A 15,423-nucleotide genomic window follows, 5' to 3' on the forward strand; every position below is an offset into this window, starting at 1 on the left:
CATTGATGATCAACATGTTTCGCGTAGTGATCGCGCGGATGACGCTCCTGGCCACCGACGAGTCGGGGATGTCGACGGTCGAATACGCCATCGGCACCATCGCCGCGGCCGCCTTCGGCGCGATCCTGTACACGGTCGTCACCGGCGATTCAATCGTGTCGGCGTTGACCAACATCATCGGGCGCGCGCTCAACACCAAGGTCTAGCCGGCTGTGCCGGTTCGAGCACCGTGGAAGGCGCATTGGCAATCGCCACGCTGGTCGTCGTGCTGGTGGGATGCCTGGCGGGGATCACGGCTGTGTCAATGCAAGTCCGCTGTGTCGATGCCGCCCGCGAAGCCGCCCGGCTGGCCGCCCGCGGTGACGAACATTCCGCAGTCGACGCGGCGCGCCGGATCGCGCCGGGGGGAGCGCAAGTCTCGTTGCACCGCGACGGTGACTTCCTTGTGGCGACGGTCGTTGCGCACTCAAAGGCGTTGCCCACGTTGGATATTAGGGCTAGGGCCGTGTCGGCGGCAGAGCCGTCGCGATGATCGCGGCTCGGCGACCGTGCTGGCGGTGGCGATGCTCGCGGTGCTGCTGTGCGTCACGGGCGCCGGGGCATACCTCGGTTCGGTGGTGGTGGCACGCCATCGTGCTCAAGCGGCTGCCGATCTGGCCGCGTTGGCTGCCGCGGCGCGGCTGCCTGCTGGAACGGGGGCGGCCTGCGTCCGGGCGAGTGTGGTAGCCCGCGCGATGCGGGTCGACGACGTCGTCTGCCGGGTGGACGATCTCGACGTCGTCGTCATCGTTCACGTGGCGGTGCCGTTCGCCGGTGTGGCCCAGGCCGCCGCGCGGGCCGGGCCGGTCGACGCGGCGTGATCAGCCGTTGTCGTCCGGCTCACTTGGCAGGCCGGCGCCGGCGAGCTCCTCGTCACTGGGCAATCGCAGCGAGACCAGACCGACGAAGGTGTCCGGCTCGAGTTCCACTCGATTGGCCGTCACGTGCACGGGCACCCAATTGCCGTCGATGCCACGCATCCGCAGCACGCGGCTGGTCGTTCCCTTGCCGAATTCCTTGGTCATGGCTGACATCTGGGGCACGTCCTCGGGATGGACCTTCGGCCTGTCCTTATCGGAGCCCCGCCAGTCGTAGAAGGTGCAAGGCTCGTCGAGCCATTTCAACAGGGTCCAGTTGTTCAGGTCGACGAGCGCCCGGTGCACTCCGGCCTGACGCAGCCCGTCGAGGATTCGCAGGGCCAGGTCATCAGTGGAGACCACCGGCCCCTTGAGTTCGGCGCGCCAGTTCATCGCCCGTGCGACGAGGTGGTCTCTGCCGTCCGGCCCGGGCTCGAGCCCGCTGCGGCCAATGAAACCAATCCGGATAGGATTTCCCTGCCAGTCAGTGAGATCCCAAGTGCTGCAGATTGTTTGGCCGGGCTCCGCCTTGACCGCCATGGCAAGGACTTTGGTTTCGTTCGGATTGAGCTCACGTGAAGGGAGATCTTCGGCAAACGCTCGGCCAAAGGTGACTTCGACTTCGGGATTCTTGCCGCTAATGGCCAGCGACTCCCGGGTGTCGGTGGCCACCCCAAGGGTGAGGTCCCACTTCAGTGGGCCCGCAATCGGCCGCTCGGGCGGATCGATGTCGGCAGGGCCGGTCCACACATGCACGCCGTGGATACAGCCGTCGGACATCACCACCGGTTCGGTGCGAATCACGCGATCACGCTTGGGAGTGATGCTGGTCAGGCTCTGGCCGGTGCGCATCGACTCGGCGATCGCGGTCCGGACCGCGGCAAGATGGGGACTGCGGCGGAGGAAGGTCGTGATGGGGACAAGGTTCTTGAGTTGCCGCCCCTGAGATACCACGGCGGGCTCGTCCCCCAGTGTCTCCACGAGCAACCAGTCGTGGGCCATGCAGTCGATTTTAGGGCGCCGACGCGGATTCGTGGTTGTGCGGGCGTGCTGTCAGCGCTCCAGCAAATCCCGCGATGTCGCCAGCTCGGATAACGGCGATTCGGCTTCGGCGCCGCTAAGTTACTGATAAGTTTGCATTCGAGATCTCAGCCTTGGTAGGTTTTCTGCTCCGGCCGTTGGTCGCGCTTTGAGACAACATGCTGGCGTTTCTTTAGTAAAGAGGAGACGCATTCGGCGGTTGTTGTATGCACTTCCGTGGAGGTCGACCGTCGAGGGGTCGGTCGCCGTCTATCGGGTTGCTCAGCGCGATCTTTCCGGTAACTCCGCAAGTACTAGTCGCAGCACCTGCACCGCTCCCGCTTTATCCAACGGGTCGTTGCCATTGCCACACTTTGGGGACTGCACACACGACGGACAGCCCATCGGACATTCGCATGCCTCGATGGCCGCGGCCGTGGCACTCAACCAAGTGCGAGCCTTCCGGAAGCCGCGTTCAGCGAATCCTGCCCCGCCCGGATACCCGTCATAGACGAAGACGCTGGGCTCACCCAGCGGGCCCAGCGCGGTGGACATCCCGCCAATGTCACCGCGGTCGCAGCTGGCCACCAACGGCAGCAGTCCAATGGCCGCGTGTTCGGCGGCGTGCAACGAGCCAAGAATCCGAGTTGCGTCGATCCCGTTGCGCGCCAACGCCTCCGGAGTAATCGTGTACACGACCGCAGTGGTGTCGAGGACGTGTTCGGGCATGTCCAGCTCGATGAAATCGATCACCTCCCCGGACAGTCGCCTACGCAGGTACCCGACGACCTGGTGTGTGACCCGGACCGGCACCACGCCCAGGGTGACCGGACCGAAAGTCGATTGCTCGCCGCTGCCGGTGACGTTGATGTCGGTGATTTCGCGGGCGAACGTCGCATAGCCGGGATCCTCGGCGTGTACGAAGGCCATTCCGCTCTCGAAATCCAGCGAATCGACCACGTAACTGTCGCCCTGGTGCAGATATACCGCCCCCGGGTGGACCGAGGCGGGCGCCTGACCGGTCCCGGTGCTGCCCAGCAGTCGTCCCGTATCTGCCTCCACGATGACGATCTGGCCGCCCGCAGTGCCTCGGATGTCCACCGCGCCATGCGGTTCTAGACCGGGCACCGGAAAGTACTTGCCGTCCCGCCGCCGCAGCAGCCCGTCGTCGACCAGCCCGTCGGCCACGCGCGTCGCGCCGAGCTCCCGGACCTCCTCCTCCTTGAGGGGCAATTCTGTTGCAGCGCACAGCAGTTGCGGGCCGAGGAGGTAGGGATTGGCGGGATCGATCACCACCCGCTCGACCGGCCTGTCCAGCAGCGCCGCGGGGTTGTGCACCAGATAGGTGTCCAGCGGATCGTCGCGGGCGATCAGCACCACCAGCGCGCCCTGTCCGCGCCGGCCCGACCGGCCGGCTTGCTGCCAGAACGACGCAACCGTCCCGGGAAACCCGGCGAGCACCACCGCATCCAGCCCCGCGATGTCGACTCCCAACTCCAGCGCGTTGGTGGTGGCCAAGCCCCGCAAGCGGCCCTCTGCCAGCGCGCGTTCCAGCGCATTGCGGTCCTCGGCGAGATAACCGGCCCGGTATGACGCCACCGTCTGCGACAGCCCCTCGGCAACGTCGTCCAGTCGCGCTTGGGCGCCCAGCGCGGTCAATTCGGCCGCGCGCCGCGAACGAACGAAGGTCAGGGTCTGGGCCCCCTCGGCGACCAGATCGGCCATCACCCGCGCCGCCTCGGCGCCGGCGGAGCGTCGCACCGGGGCGCCATGCTCGCCGGTGATGTCGGTGCGCAGGGCCGGTTCCCATAGCGCCACGGTGCGAGCACCTTGCGGGGAGCCGTCTTCGGTGACCTCTTCAACTGGCAGGCCGATCAGTTCGGCGGCCGTCGTACCTGGCGAATCCGTCGTCGCGCTGGCGAAAATCACCGTCGGCGCGGTCGAATAGCGCGCGCACAGACGCAACAGGCGGCGCAGCACCATCGCCACGTTCGAGCCGAAGACGCCGCGGTAGTAATGACATTCGTCGACGATCACATAGCGCAGGCCGCGCAGTAAGACCGCCCAGCGCGGATGATTTCGCAAAATGGATAAATGGATCATGTCGGGGTTGGAAAACAGCCATCGGGAACGCTCGCGCGCGAAGCGGCGGACCTCGGCGGGGCTGTCGCCGTCATAGGCCGTTGGCGCGACGTTGGCCAGGCGCGGGATAGCCGACGTCAGCGTGTGCGCGGTGCGTAACTGGTCGTGACCGAGGGCTTTCGTCGGCGACAGGTACAGCACCCGGGCCAACGGATCGGTCGCCAGCGCATTGAGAACGGGCAGTTGATATGCCAGCGACTTGCCCGAGGCGGTACCGGTGCTGACCACGACATGACGGCCGGCGTGAGCCAATTCGGCGGCCCGCGCCTGGTGTGACCACGGTGCGCTGATACCGCGGTCGGTCAAGGCCGCAATGACGTCGGGTTCGGCCCATTCCGGCCAAATATGGAGCCGCCCGGCGCGCGCCGGCAGCTCCGCGACGTGGCGCAGCGGATGCTCGTCCGGTGCGCTGCCGGCGAGCGCGACGGCCAGCAGGCCGCTGCCGAAACTCGCCACGTCGCACCCTCCCAGAATCCATCAGGAACACAAGTCTGTCGCCGACGCGACGAACATGATTGACTGTTTGCGGTCGTAGCTTCTGTGTTCGTGTCAAAACTTCGCAGGATCGACGTTGCGACCCGCGGTTCCTGCGAGGTTAACGGTCGGGTGAAGTTCCGACTACTCCGTGAGGTATGGCGGTGACAACGGGCCCGGTGCGCCCAAACGCGGTGCACCGAACCTTGAAGAAAAGGAAAGATCGAGAAATGCCGAAGGGAACTGTGAAGTGGTTCAACGCGGAGAAGGGGTTCGGCTTCATCGCCCCTGAAGATGGTTCCGCGGACGTTTTTGTCCACTACACGGAGATCCAGGGTTCGGGCTTCCGCACCCTCGAAGAAAATCAGCAGGTCGAGTTTGAGATCGGCCACAGCCCTAAGGGCCCCCAGGCCACCGGAGTCCGCTCCGCTTAATTCGAGCAGATTCTGACGAAAACCCCCCGTGCAATCCGCTTAGCGGGTTCTGCCGGGGGGTTTTCACTATCTATTCACGGGTGCGCCACCGCCACCCGGGTGTGGCTGACCCGGCGCGCCGAATGCCTGGAAGCGGGGATGGACGACCTGGCTTACTGTCGGTGTGGTGAGCCAGCTTTCCTTCTTCACGGCGGAAGCGGTGCCGCCCGCGGTCGCCGATCTGTGTGGAGTGCTGGCGGCTGCTGGCCAGATCGTAACGGTGGGTCGCGGGCAGGCCCGTGGTGCCCGGCTTTCGGTGGTCGTGGATCAGCTTTGGCGCGCCTCGGCGCTGGCCGACATGATCGACGAGGCCGGCTTGGTCCCCGAGATCGGCAGTACGGACGAGGAAACTCCCTTGGTGCGCACGGCGATCGACCCGTCGTTGACCGCGATCGCCGCCGAATGGACCCGCGGCGCGGTTAAGACGGTGCCACCGCGCTGGCTGCCCGGGCCGCGCGAGCTGCGGGCGTGGACCATCGTGGCCGGCACGCCGGAAGGCGATCACTACCAACTGGGTTTGGATCCACACGCTCCCGACACCCATTCGCCGCTGGCGTCGGCCCTGATGCGGGTCGGGATCGCGCCCACCCTGATCGGTACCCGCGGCGGCCGCCCGGCGTTGCGGATCAGCGGCCGTCGCAGGCTATCGCGGCTGGTAGAGAACGTGGGGGAACACCCCGACGGCGCCGAAGCGTTGGCGTTGTGGCCGCAGGTTTAGCCGTGCGACCCGGGATATGCGAGCGGACCGGATCCAGGATTCCCCGGCGCGCGGCGCTGCACCCGCCAATCGTGTTCCGTCGTCGCTAGGACCTGCGTTTTCGGAGAGTCGGTTTGCGTCGGCCCGCCTATGGGTGCGAAATTGTCAGGTGCCTGAAGGGGAAGGAACGTCGGCGTATCTGAATTTCAGCGGAATTTCGGACGTCCGCCTGTCATTCTTCCTGCAGGGCGGTCTCGAACGGAGGCCGAGAGAGAGATGGAGCGTAAGCGCAGGTGGCTGACCCGACATTAGACCGCGACAACAGCGGCAATGGCAGCCGGAGGCGACTTGTCATTGTCGAGTCGCCGACGAAAGCGCGCAAACTTGCGGGTTACCTGGGCTCCACCTACATCGTCGAGTCGTCGCGAGGACACATCCGCGACCTGCCGAGAGCCGCCGCCGACGTGCCTGCCAAGTTCAAGTCGGAGCCCTGGGCCCGGCTCGGAGTGAACGTCGACGCCGACTTCGAACCGCTCTACATCATCAGCCCTGAGAAGAAGAGCACGGTCACCGAGCTCAAGGGCCTACTCAAGGACGTCGACGAGCTCTACCTCGCCACTGATGGTGACCGCGAGGGCGAGGCCATCGCCTGGCACTTGATGGAAACGCTGAAGCCGCGCATTCCGGTCAAGCGGATGGTGTTCCACGAGATCACCGAGCCAGCCATCCTCGAGGCCGCCCAAAACCCCCGCGACCTCGACATCGACCTGGTCGACGCGCAGGAAACCCGTCGCATCCTGGACCGGCTGTACGGCTACGAAGTCAGTCCGGTGCTGTGGAAAAAGGTCGCGCCCCGGCTGTCGGCGGGCCGGGTGCAGTCCGTGGCCACCCGCATCATCGTGCAGCGTGAGCGGGACCGGATGGCTTTCCGCAGCGCGTCCTACTGGGACATCGTCGCCCAGCTGGACGCCAGCGTGTCCGACGCGAACGCGCAGCCACCCACCTTCACCGCCCGCCTGACCTCCGTCGACGGATTGCGGGTCGCCACCGGCCGTGATTTCGACTCGCTGGGCACGCTGCGCAAGGCCGACGAAGTCGTGGTGCTCAACGAGGCGCGGGCCACCGAGCTCGCCACCGGATTGCGCGGCGCACAGCTGTCGGTGGCCTCGGTCGAGGAGAAGCCCTACACCCGGCGGCCCTACGCGCCGTTCATGACGTCGACGCTGCAGCAGGAGGCCGGCCGCAAGCTGCGTTTCTCGTCCGAGCGGACGATGAGCATTGCCCAGCGCCTCTACGAAAACGGCTACATCACCTATATGCGTACCGACTCGACGACGCTGTCTCAGTCGGCGATCAGCGCGGCGCGCACTCAGGCCAGTCAGCTCTACGGGGACGAATACGTGTCCCCGTCGCCGCGTCAGTACACCCGGAAGGTCAAAAACGCCCAGGAGGCCCACGAGGCGATCCGCCCGGCGGGTGAGACCTTTGCGACGCCGGATGCGGTGCGCCGTGAACTCGACGGCGACGAGTTCCGCCTCTACGAGCTGATCTGGCAGCGCACGGTGGCCTCGCAGATGGCCGACGCGCGCGGGACCACGCTGAGCTTGCGGATCGCCGGTGCATCGAACGACCAGCAGGTGGTGTTCTCGGCCAGCGGCCGCACCATCACTTTCGCCGGCTTTCTCAAGGCCTATGTGGAAACGGTGGACGAGTTGGCCGGCGGCGAGGCCGACGACGCCGAGCGGCGGCTGCCACAGCTAACCGAGGGGCAGCGGCTGGCCGCCCTCGAGCTCACCCCCGACGGTCATTCCACCAACCCGCCGGCCCGCTATACCGAGGCGTCTTTGATAAAGACCCTCGAGGAGCTGGGTATCGGCCGCCCGTCGACGTATACACCGACGATCAAGACGATCCAGGACCGCGGCTACGTGCACAGGAAGGGCAGCGCGCTGGTGCCCTCGTGGGTGGCGTTCGCCGTCACCGGTCTGCTCGAGCAATATTTCGGCCGGCTCGTCGACTACGACTTCACCGCGGCGATGGAAGACGAGCTCGACGCGATCGCCTCGGGCAGCGAGCAACGCACCAACTGGCTCAACAAGTTCTACTTCGGTGGCGACCACGGCGTGCAGGACTCAGTGGCACGCGCCGGTGGACTCAAAAAGCTCGTCGGGGTCAACCTCGAGGGCATCGATGCCCGAGAAGTCAACTCCATCAAGCTGTTTGACGATGCGCAGGGTCGGCCGGTCTATGTCCGGGTAGGCAAGAACGGGCCGTACCTGGAGCGCACGATCGCCGGCGACGACGGTGAGTCAAAGCCTCAGCGCGCCAACCTCAACGACTCGCTGACTCCTGACGAGCTGACGCTCGAGGTAGCAGAGGAGCTTTTCGCCACACCGCAGGAGGGTCGCTCGCTGGGCACCGATCCCGAGACCGGCCACGAAATCCTGGCCAGGGACGGTCGTTACGGACCGTATGTGACCGAGGTCTTGCCGGAGCCGCCCCCGGAGGACGGTGATGCGGCCCCGGCGAAGAAGGGCAAGAAGCCCACCGGCCCCAAGCCCCGCACCGGCTCGCTGCTGCGCACCATGGATCTGCAGACCGTCACGCTCGAAGACGCATTGAGACTGCTGTCACTGCCCCGGGTGGTCGGTGTCGATCCTGCGTCGAACGAGGAGATCACCGCACAGAACGGGCGCTATGGCCCATACCTGAAGCGCGGCACCGATTCTCGTTCGCTTGCGACCGAGGAGCAGATGTTCACGATCACGCTCGACGAGGCGCTGAAGATCTACGCCGAGCCGAAACGTCGTGGCAGGCAAAGTGCTTCCGCCCCGCCGTTGCGCGAGCTGGGTAATGATCCGGCGTCGGGTAAGCCAATGGTGGTGAAGGACGGTCGATTTGGTCCGTATGTCACCGACGGCGAGACCAATGCCAGCCTGCGTAAGGGCGACGACGTGGCGTCGATCACCGACGAGCGCGTCTCCGAGCTGCTCGCCGACCGTCGGGCCCGAGGTCCGGTGAAGCGGCCGGCGAAGAAGGCCGCGCGCAAAGCTCCGGCGAAAAAGGCCGCCAAGCGCAGTTAGCGCCCGCGCGATCACATGATTTCGCTGGACACTTCTTCGACGATGGGCTGTGGGGCCGAAACTGCCGGGGGGACAGCCAGATTCAGTGGCCGGGCCAGCTGAGTGGGTGCGGCGCGACCGCGTAGCTCGACCACCTCGCCGACATCCCAGCACAACGCCTCGGCGTCCAGCGCGCCGCTGACCGCGATCGCCGACGCCAGTACGTGGCCGGCTTCCAGTTTGGCCAGCTCGGTCAGTCGCGCCGCCTCGTTGACCGGGTCGCCGATCACGGTGTACTCGAAGCGAGCCAGCGCGCCGATGTGGCCCGCGATGGCCCGGCCGGACGACACCCCGATGCCGAACTCGGCCACACCGATCACCGGCAGGAGTTCGTCGTGCAACTCACGGGCGGCGGCCAGTGCGCCCCCGGCGGCGTCCGGGTGCTCGATGGGTGCGCCGAAGATAGCCAGCGCGGCATCGCCCTGGAACTTGTTGACGAAGCCGCCGTGGCGGCCGACGGTGTCGACCACCACCCGGAAGAACTCGTTGAGCAGGTGGACCACCTCGGCGGGCGGTCGCGTCGCGGCCAGCTGGGTCGAGCCGACCAGGTCGACGAACAGCACCGCGACGTCGCGCTCCTGGCCGCCAAGCTCGGTGCCGCGCTCGATCGCCCGGCGGGCCACGTCTTCGCCGACGTAGCGACCGAACAGGTCGCGCAGCCGCTGCCGCTCGGACAGGTCGCGCACCATGTCGTTGAATCCGGCCTGCAGCAGACCCAGCTCGCTGGCGTCGTAGATCTGCATGTGCGCGTTGTAGTTACCGCGCTGCACCTCCGAGAGTGCCCAGCGCAGCTGGCGGAGCGGATCGGCGATCGACATCGCCACTAGCAGGGTGCTGATCAACCCGACGCCCAGCGCCGTCAAGGCCAGCAACAGGATGGGGTTGAACAGGCTCTCCGGTGCGGCGTGCAGTAGCGAGGCCTTGTCGGCCACCACGGCCAGCACGATCGCCAGCAGCGGCACTGCGGTGGACAGCATCCAGGTCAGGATCTGGCGCAGGATGACACCGGGCGCCTTGACGTTCTCCGGCACCCCGCTGCGCAATGCCGCGACCGCCACCGGCCGCAATACTCGTTCGGATTGCAGATAGCCGATGATCGCGGTGGCCGCCGCTCCCAATGCGGTCGCCACCGTGACGACCGGTGCTGCGAACCTGGCCACCGACCAGCTGGCCACGATGAACACCACACCACCGATGCACCAATACACAACGGTGCTCAGGGTGCGGTAGTACGGCATGCGTAGCGCGCGGCTACGGGCGAGTTCGGTGGCCGCCGGATCGGCCTCGGCGAGCATGTTGTCGCGGCGCTGCCAACGGAAAACCGGCATCAGCAGTTTGAGGTTGACCACGACGCCGACGAGGAACAGGACGACCAACGAGCTGGCGAAGATCGTCAGGTTCAGCGTTGGCAGATCCTGCAGCTGAATACGGTCGGCGGGGGGGAGCCCATAGCGCAGGAACCCGAGCACGAACAGGGCGCCGATGATGTCGGCCTGCAGCATGCTCAGCGAGAACAGCGGCCACGGGGTGCGCACTACCCACCGGACGAACGCGCCGATTCGCCCGGGCAGAGCACCCGGTGTTGCCACCAACACACCGTATCGGTCGGCAGGGACTACCCGGTAACCCGTAAATGCTTCGGCAAGTCATCGGATCCTGGCGAAATGCCGCAAAGATCACGGAATTGTCGCGATACGGTTGCCAGTCGGTAGAGGTCGGTCCGTCTCACTAGTGTTGCCAGTGATGTCCGGAGTGTTTACGCGGCTGGTAGGCCAAGAAGCGGTGGAGGCCGAGCTGCTCGCCGCCGCCCGCGCCGCCCACGGTGATCCCGATCACAGCAACGGGGACCGCGGGACTATGACACACGCGTGGCTCATTACCGGCCCGCCGGGTTCGGGGCGCTCGATCGCGGCGCTGTGCTTTGCGGCCGCGCTGCAGTGCACCTCTTCTTCGGAAGACGGGGGCCCTGGCTGCGGGCAGTGCCGGGCCTGCACGACGACGATGGCCGGCACCCACGCCGACGTCCGGCGGGTGATCCCCGAGGGCCTGTCCATCGGCGTCGATGAGATGCGCGGCATCGTGCAGATCGCGTCGCGGCGCCCGACCACCGGGTACCGCCAGATCGTGGTGGTCGAGGACGCCGATCGGCTGACCGAAGGTGCGGCCAACGCGCTGCTGAAGGTGGTCGAGGAACCGCCGCCGTCGACGGTGTTCCTGCTGTGTGCGCCGTCGGTCGATCCCGAGGACATCGCGGTCACGCTGCGGTCCCGCTGCCGGCACGTCGCACTGGTGACCCCGTCGACCGAGTCGATCGCTCAGGTGCTGATCGATAGCGACGGACTGAGCGCCGACACGGCGAGCTGGGCGGCGTCGGTCAGCGGCGGTCACGTGGGGCGGGCGCGCCGGCTCGCGACCGACCCGGAGGCCCGGGAGCGACGAGAGCGGGCGCTGGGGCTGGTGCGCGATGCCGCAACTCCGGCGCGCACTTATGCGGCCGCTGAAGAATTGGTGGCGGCGGCCGAAACCGAGGCGGTCGTATTGACCGCTGACCGTGCCGAGGCCGAGACCGAAGAGCTGCGGACGGCGCTAGGGGCCGGCGGCACCGGTAAGGGCACCGCCGGGGCGATGCGCGGCGCCACGGGCGCGTTCAAGGACCTTGAGCGACGGCAGAAGTCGCGCCAGACCAGGGCATCGCGCGATGCGCTGGACCGGGCGCTGATCGACCTGGCCACCTACTTCCGGGACGCGCTGGTGGTTTCGGCGCATGCGGGCGGGGTGCGGGCCAACCATCCCGATATGGCCGAGCGGGTGGCAGCGCTGGCCGCTCATGCCGCGCCCGAGCGCCTGCTGCGCTGCATCGAGGCCGTGCTTCAGTGTCGCGAAGCGCTGGCGGTCAACGTCAAGCCCAAGTTCGCCGTCGACGCGATGGTGGCCACCATCGGGCAGGAACTGCGGGATTGAAATTGGGCGGGCCAGCCCGCCTGCCGTAGACTCGTGCCGCCCAGCTAGAGGGTGCGCCGCCTTAGCTCAGTCGGTAGAGCGATTCACTCGTAATGAATAGGTCGGGGGTTCGATTCCCCCAGGCGGCTCCATCGAACCAGTGGATTCCACAGTGAGTTGAGTCACCGCGGCCCCGGATCGGGCAGCCTTCCCATCGCTGCCGCGTTACAGCGGTTAGTTGTCACATCAACGGGTGACTACCACTTCGAGTGAGGCTGACATGCGGCAGGAATCCCACTGCCCGATCGGTGAGGCAGTTTGGATCTTGGCGGGAATCATCATGTTGCTGGCCTTTGGAGACGCTTTAGTTCTGTTGGCTCTCGCACTGACGATCGCGATCATGGCCACCGCCTGGTGGACCTACCGCGGGATGCGGCACGGCTTCTGAAGACTCGCCACGATTTCGTCGAACGTGACGCCACAGTCACGTTCGAGCCCGTGCGTGACTGCACCGTCACGTTCGGCGCCGAGGGCGAGGCACGCGACTTAAGCCGGCGCGAGAAAGCCCACCGGGCCTGACGCGACGCACAGGGCCAGCGCGGTGGTGTTCGCCCTGACCATGATCGCGTCGCCGGCACCGGGCAGCCGGGCGTAGACGCGGTTGAGTCCCGGGTGCACCGGAACCTTGACGCCGGGCCCCTCCGACAGCGAGACCGTCATCGAGCCGTCACTGTTGGCCAGATAGTTGAATTCGACGGTCCAATCGGCCGGCAACAGCGGCCCGTCGAGCAACATCCGCGCCGGTTTGTCCGGCTGTGCGAAATAGCCACACTGCGGCATCGGGCCCGGCTTGATGGTGCGTATCCAGGTGACTCTCGCCGGGATTAAGCTCCCGGAGCTGTCGAACATTCGCAATTGCGTTGTTGCGGTGGCGAAGTCCGGCCTATCCCGCAGCAGGGCGAACATGTGGCTGGCAAGATTCTCCGGGTAAGCTACCCGCTGCAGAATCAGCGGATCGACCTCCTGATCCAGCAGTGGGGCAGTCGAATTCGCATGCGCCGCAGCTAAACTGGACTGGGCATTGCGCAGATAGGCCTGAGTCGGGTTGTCGCGCCAACTGGTCAGGAATGTCGCTGTCGAGTACAGGCTGCTGGTCACGAACAACACCGCTAAGACTGTTGTCACGACGGCGCGTTGCGGTGACGCGTCCAGCCAACGCGCGCCGAGGGACCGATTCGGCGCGCAGAGGCCTACCGCGGCCAGCAGCGCCAGTACGACGACGAGATCCGGTAAATAGCGCAGGGTTTGGGCGAGTTCCAGTGCGGTCAGCTTCGACGAGCGCATCAGATAGATCGGCACCTGGCAGGCCACGGCGTAACCGGCCGCGGTTAGCCACACCGGGCCGATGCGCTGCTTGCGGACCAGCGTCAGCGCCAGCACCGCCATCAGCACCAGCCAGCCCACCGCCATCGCCAGCGGCGGGGGAGTAGCCCAGGGGGAGGCCGGCGCCCAGCGGCCCCATTGCCACGGCCCGCCGGCCAGCCCCGGCACGATGCCGTGGGTGATGGACCGCGACACCAGATCCCCGGTCATCGCGAGGTCGGAACTCCAGCGCTGCTGGTTGACCACCGCAAGGTAGATCGCCACCCACGCGACCGTCAGGATCAGCGACGAGACCCATAACCTCGAGGCCCCACGCCAGGCCGTCAGCAGCGCGGGCCTCTCGCCGCGTACCTGGCAGAGCAGGGCGGCCACCGCGAACGCGACGAACGGGATCACCGCCGCCTTCTCGAAGAACAGCAACCCGCCCAGGTAGATCAGCAGCCCGGTCAGCGCGTAGCGCTGGTTGCCGGTGCGCACCAGCAGCACCGCGTCGGCGCACACCCAGGCCAGCGCCGCCAGCATCGGCAGCGAGTTCAGCGCCGCTGCCCACCACGCGAACCCCGGCACCCCCAGCGGGGTGAATAGCGCGAACGTCAGCGGGATCAGCAGCACGCGACGCCAGCCGAGGATCACATACAGCGCGCGCAGCAGCGCCAGCGAGGCCAGTAGCTGCAGCACCACCAGGCTGATGGCGGGCCCGGTCCAGCCCAGCGGAGCCAGCCGGATCAGCACGCCTGCGATCAGGAAGGCGGCCGGCATCACATGACCGTCGTGGTCGTCGAACAGGTACGACGGCGACAGCAGGCCCTCGGTTCCGGCTTTCCCGATCAGGATCAGGTCGTCCCAGTAGAAGTAGCCGCCGAATGCCAGGACCGCGCGTATGACCAGCTGGACGACGATCAGCCCGGCCGCTGCGAGGGCGACCGGCGGCATCCGGCTGATGGCGGCGGGCATGGTTATTTCTTACCGGTCGGTATGGTGAGCCGGTGCACGCACTGGTTACGGGGGCAGCCGGATTCATCGGGTCCACGCTGGTCGACCGCCTGCTGGCGGGCGGCCATTCGGTGGTGAGCCTGGACAATTTCTCGTCGGGCAAGGCGAGCAACCTCGAGCATCTGGCCGACAATTCCGCTCATGTCTTCGTCGAGGCGGACATCGTGACCGCGGACCTCAAAGCGATCCTGGCCGAGCACCGTCCCGAGGTGGTGTTCCACCTGGCGGCGCAGATCGACGTTCGTCACTCGGTGACCGACCCGCAGTTTGATGCCTCGGTCAACGTCGTCGGGACGGTACGGCTGGCCGAGGCCGCGCGCCGCGCCGGTGTTCGCAAGGTCGTGCACACCTCGTCGGGAGGATCCATCTACGGCACCCCGTCGCAGTACCCCACTCCCGAAACCGTGCCGACCGACCCGGCGTCGCCGTACGCCGCGGGCAAAGTGGCCGGCGAGATCTACCTGAACACTTTCCGGCATCTGTACGAGCTGGATTGTTCGCACATCGCGCCGGCCAACGTCTACGGCCCGCGCCAAGACCCGCACGGCGAAGCAGGCGTGGTGGCGATCTTCGCGCAGGCGCTGCTGTCGGGTAAGCCGACCAAGGTGTTCGGGGACGGCGCCAAGACGCGCGACTACGTGTTCGTCGACGACGTCGTGGACGCTTTCGTCAAGGCGTCCGGGAAAGCCGGCAGCGGGCAGCGCTTCAACATCGGCACCGGAATTGAGACCTCCGACCGGCAACTGCACAGCGCGGTAGCGAACGCCGTCGGGGGGCCCGACGACCCGGACTATCACCCGGATCGGCTCGGCGATCTGCAGCGGTCGTGCCTCGATATCACTTCGGCAGCAAGGGTTTTGGGCTGGAAGCCGCAAGTTGACCTCAAAGAGGGCGTGTTTCGCACGGTCGAGTTCTTCCGGCACGCCCACGCGGGTTAGCGCGCCGGGGGCGCCTGTGCTCCGTCTAGCGCGACGGCGCGGGCAAGGCGCGCGTAGCGCAACTCCAAGTCCTTGAACCGCATGTATGTGCTCAGCGTGGTGAAGCTGAACGCCATGATCAGTGCATAGAGCATCAGGTCGGTGCCGCGGCGCACGCCGAACCAGTGCGCAACCACGGTGGTGTCGTCGGGCCGCAGTACGGCGTAGATGCCGGCGAGCACGAAGAAGACGTAGCCGACCTTGACCCAGGCTTTCGAGCGTGAGCTGCGGCGTGACCACAGCAGGTAGATCAACAGCGCGATGATCGACCCGATCAGCAGCACCTGGATCCAGTTCATCTTTCGG

At 66.6% G+C, this 15,423-nt stretch carries 14 protein-coding genes and 1 tRNA gene; 10 read left to right on the top strand and 5 right to left on the bottom strand.

Translation table 11 applies throughout. The features are described from left to right. The first annotated feature begins 5 nt into the window (after window positions 1–5). Genes H7K34_RS10590 through H7K34_RS10600 form a run of 3 tightly spaced genes read left to right on the top strand, consistent with a single transcriptional unit; the run spans window position 6 to window position 860 of the window. Window positions 6–206, top strand: coding sequence for a DUF4244 domain-containing protein (locus tag H7K34_RS10590; RefSeq protein ID WP_108920268.1), 201 nt, complete (start codon window positions 6–8; stop codon window positions 204–206). 23 nt (window positions 207–229) lie between these two features. Beyond that, complete coding sequence (locus tag H7K34_RS10595) at window positions 230–532, top strand: TadE family type IV pilus minor pilin (RefSeq protein ID WP_264061851.1); 303 nt, start codon at window positions 230–232, stop codon at window positions 530–532. 31 nt (window positions 533–563) lie between these two features. Continuing rightward, on the top strand, window positions 564–860 hold the full coding sequence (locus H7K34_RS10600; RefSeq protein ID WP_276059524.1) for an Rv3654c family TadE-like protein: 297 nt from the start codon (window positions 564–566) through the stop codon (window positions 858–860). Here H7K34_RS10600 and H7K34_RS10605 read toward each other — a convergent pair whose 3' ends face one another. Continuing rightward, the gene (locus H7K34_RS10605; RefSeq protein ID WP_264061855.1) at window positions 861–1,898 is read right to left on the bottom strand and encodes a PAS domain-containing protein; all 1,038 of its coding nucleotides are present in this window, start codon (window positions 1,896–1,898) and stop codon (window positions 861–863) included. 300 nt (window positions 1,899–2,198) lie between these two features. Next, entirely contained in the window at window positions 2,199–4,514 is a 2,316-nt protein-coding gene (locus H7K34_RS10610; RefSeq protein ID WP_264061856.1) for a DEAD/DEAH box helicase, read from the bottom strand. A gap of 248 nt (window positions 4,515–4,762) precedes the next feature. Between H7K34_RS10610 and cspA the strand changes: the two genes are divergently transcribed. From cspA to topA, 3 genes are all read left to right on the top strand, one after another. Further along, window positions 4,763–4,966 (top strand): cold shock protein CspA, encoded by a 204-nt coding sequence (cspA, locus tag H7K34_RS10615; protein ID WP_090607448.1) that lies wholly within the window; start codon window positions 4,763–4,765, stop codon window positions 4,964–4,966. Between the two features lie 166 nt (window positions 4,967–5,132). Continuing rightward, complete coding sequence (locus H7K34_RS10620) at window positions 5,133–5,723, top strand: hypothetical protein (RefSeq protein ID WP_264061857.1); 591 nt, start codon at window positions 5,133–5,135, stop codon at window positions 5,721–5,723. A gap of 272 nt (window positions 5,724–5,995) precedes the next feature. Next, window positions 5,996–8,785, top strand: coding sequence for a type I DNA topoisomerase (gene topA / locus H7K34_RS10625; RefSeq protein WP_264061858.1), 2,790 nt, complete (start codon window positions 5,996–5,998; stop codon window positions 8,783–8,785). 11 nt (window positions 8,786–8,796) lie between these two features. Here the strand turns inward: topA and H7K34_RS10630 are convergent, their stop codons facing one another. Continuing rightward, window positions 8,797–10,413: an adenylate/guanylate cyclase domain-containing protein gene (locus H7K34_RS10630; RefSeq protein WP_264061859.1), complete on the bottom strand. Its 1,617-nt coding sequence runs from the start codon at window positions 10,411–10,413 to the stop codon at window positions 8,797–8,799. A gap of 154 nt (window positions 10,414–10,567) precedes the next feature. Here H7K34_RS10630 and H7K34_RS10635 point away from each other — a divergent pair, with 154 nt between their 5' ends. From H7K34_RS10635 to H7K34_RS10645, 3 genes are all read left to right on the top strand, one after another. Beyond that, window positions 10,568–11,785, top strand: coding sequence for a DNA polymerase III subunit delta' (locus tag H7K34_RS10635; RefSeq protein WP_264061860.1), 1,218 nt, complete (start codon window positions 10,568–10,570; stop codon window positions 11,783–11,785). A 55-nt stretch (window positions 11,786–11,840) separates the two neighbouring features. Continuing rightward, window positions 11,841–11,916 (top strand) — tRNA-Thr (locus H7K34_RS10640). Between the two features lie 128 nt (window positions 11,917–12,044). Further along, window positions 12,045–12,212: a hypothetical protein gene (locus tag H7K34_RS10645; RefSeq protein WP_264061861.1), complete on the top strand. Its 168-nt coding sequence runs from the start codon at window positions 12,045–12,047 to the stop codon at window positions 12,210–12,212. Window positions 12,213–12,310: 98 nt separating this feature from the next. Here the strand turns inward: H7K34_RS10645 and H7K34_RS10650 are convergent, their stop codons facing one another. Further along, window positions 12,311–14,101, bottom strand: a complete 1,791-nt coding sequence (locus tag H7K34_RS10650; RefSeq protein ID WP_264061862.1) for a hypothetical protein — start codon at window positions 14,099–14,101, stop codon at window positions 12,311–12,313. A gap of 32 nt (window positions 14,102–14,133) precedes the next feature. On the opposite strand from H7K34_RS10650, the gene H7K34_RS10655 reads away from it, so the two are divergent. Beyond that, the gene (locus H7K34_RS10655; RefSeq protein ID WP_264061863.1) at window positions 14,134–15,078 is read left to right on the top strand and encodes an NAD-dependent epimerase/dehydratase family protein; all 945 of its coding nucleotides are present in this window, start codon (window positions 14,134–14,136) and stop codon (window positions 15,076–15,078) included. Here H7K34_RS10655 and H7K34_RS10660 read toward each other — a convergent pair. Next, on the bottom strand, window positions 15,075–15,416 hold the full coding sequence (locus H7K34_RS10660) for a DUF2304 domain-containing protein (RefSeq protein ID WP_108920276.1): 342 nt from the start codon (window positions 15,414–15,416) through the stop codon (window positions 15,075–15,077). The two genes, H7K34_RS10655 and H7K34_RS10660, sit on opposite strands and share 4 nt — an antisense overlap. Window positions 15,417–15,423: the final 7 nt, after the last annotated feature.

The organism is Mycobacterium montefiorense (assembly GCF_025823255.1).
Classification (GTDB): Bacteria; Actinomycetota; Actinomycetes; order Mycobacteriales; family Mycobacteriaceae; genus Mycobacterium; species Mycobacterium montefiorense.

What these genes read in the sequence shown, in the direction of transcription:
- H7K34_RS10605 (WP_264061855.1), bottom strand. Translation starts at nt 1,898, where the DNA reads ATGGCCCACGACTGGTTGCTCGTGGAGACACTGGGGGACGAGCCCGCC.
- H7K34_RS10660 (WP_108920276.1), bottom strand. Translation starts at nt 15,416, where the DNA reads ATGAACTGGATCCAGGTGCTGCTGATCGGGTCGATCATCGCGCTGTTG.
- H7K34_RS10635 (WP_264061860.1), top strand. Translation starts at nt 10,568, where the DNA reads ATGTCCGGAGTGTTTACGCGGCTGGTAGGCCAAGAAGCGGTGGAGGCC.
- H7K34_RS10590 (WP_108920268.1), top strand. Translation starts at nt 6, where the DNA reads ATGATCAACATGTTTCGCGTAGTGATCGCGCGGATGACGCTCCTGGCC.
- H7K34_RS10650 (WP_264061862.1), bottom strand. Translation starts at nt 14,101, where the DNA reads ATGCCCGCCGCCATCAGCCGGATGCCGCCGGTCGCCCTCGCAGCGGCC.
- H7K34_RS10600 (WP_276059524.1), top strand. Translation starts at nt 564, where the DNA reads ATGCTCGCGGTGCTGCTGTGCGTCACGGGCGCCGGGGCATACCTCGGT.
- cspA (WP_090607448.1), top strand. Translation starts at nt 4,763, where the DNA reads ATGCCGAAGGGAACTGTGAAGTGGTTCAACGCGGAGAAGGGGTTCGGC.
- H7K34_RS10645 (WP_264061861.1), top strand. Translation starts at nt 12,045, where the DNA reads ATGCGGCAGGAATCCCACTGCCCGATCGGTGAGGCAGTTTGGATCTTG.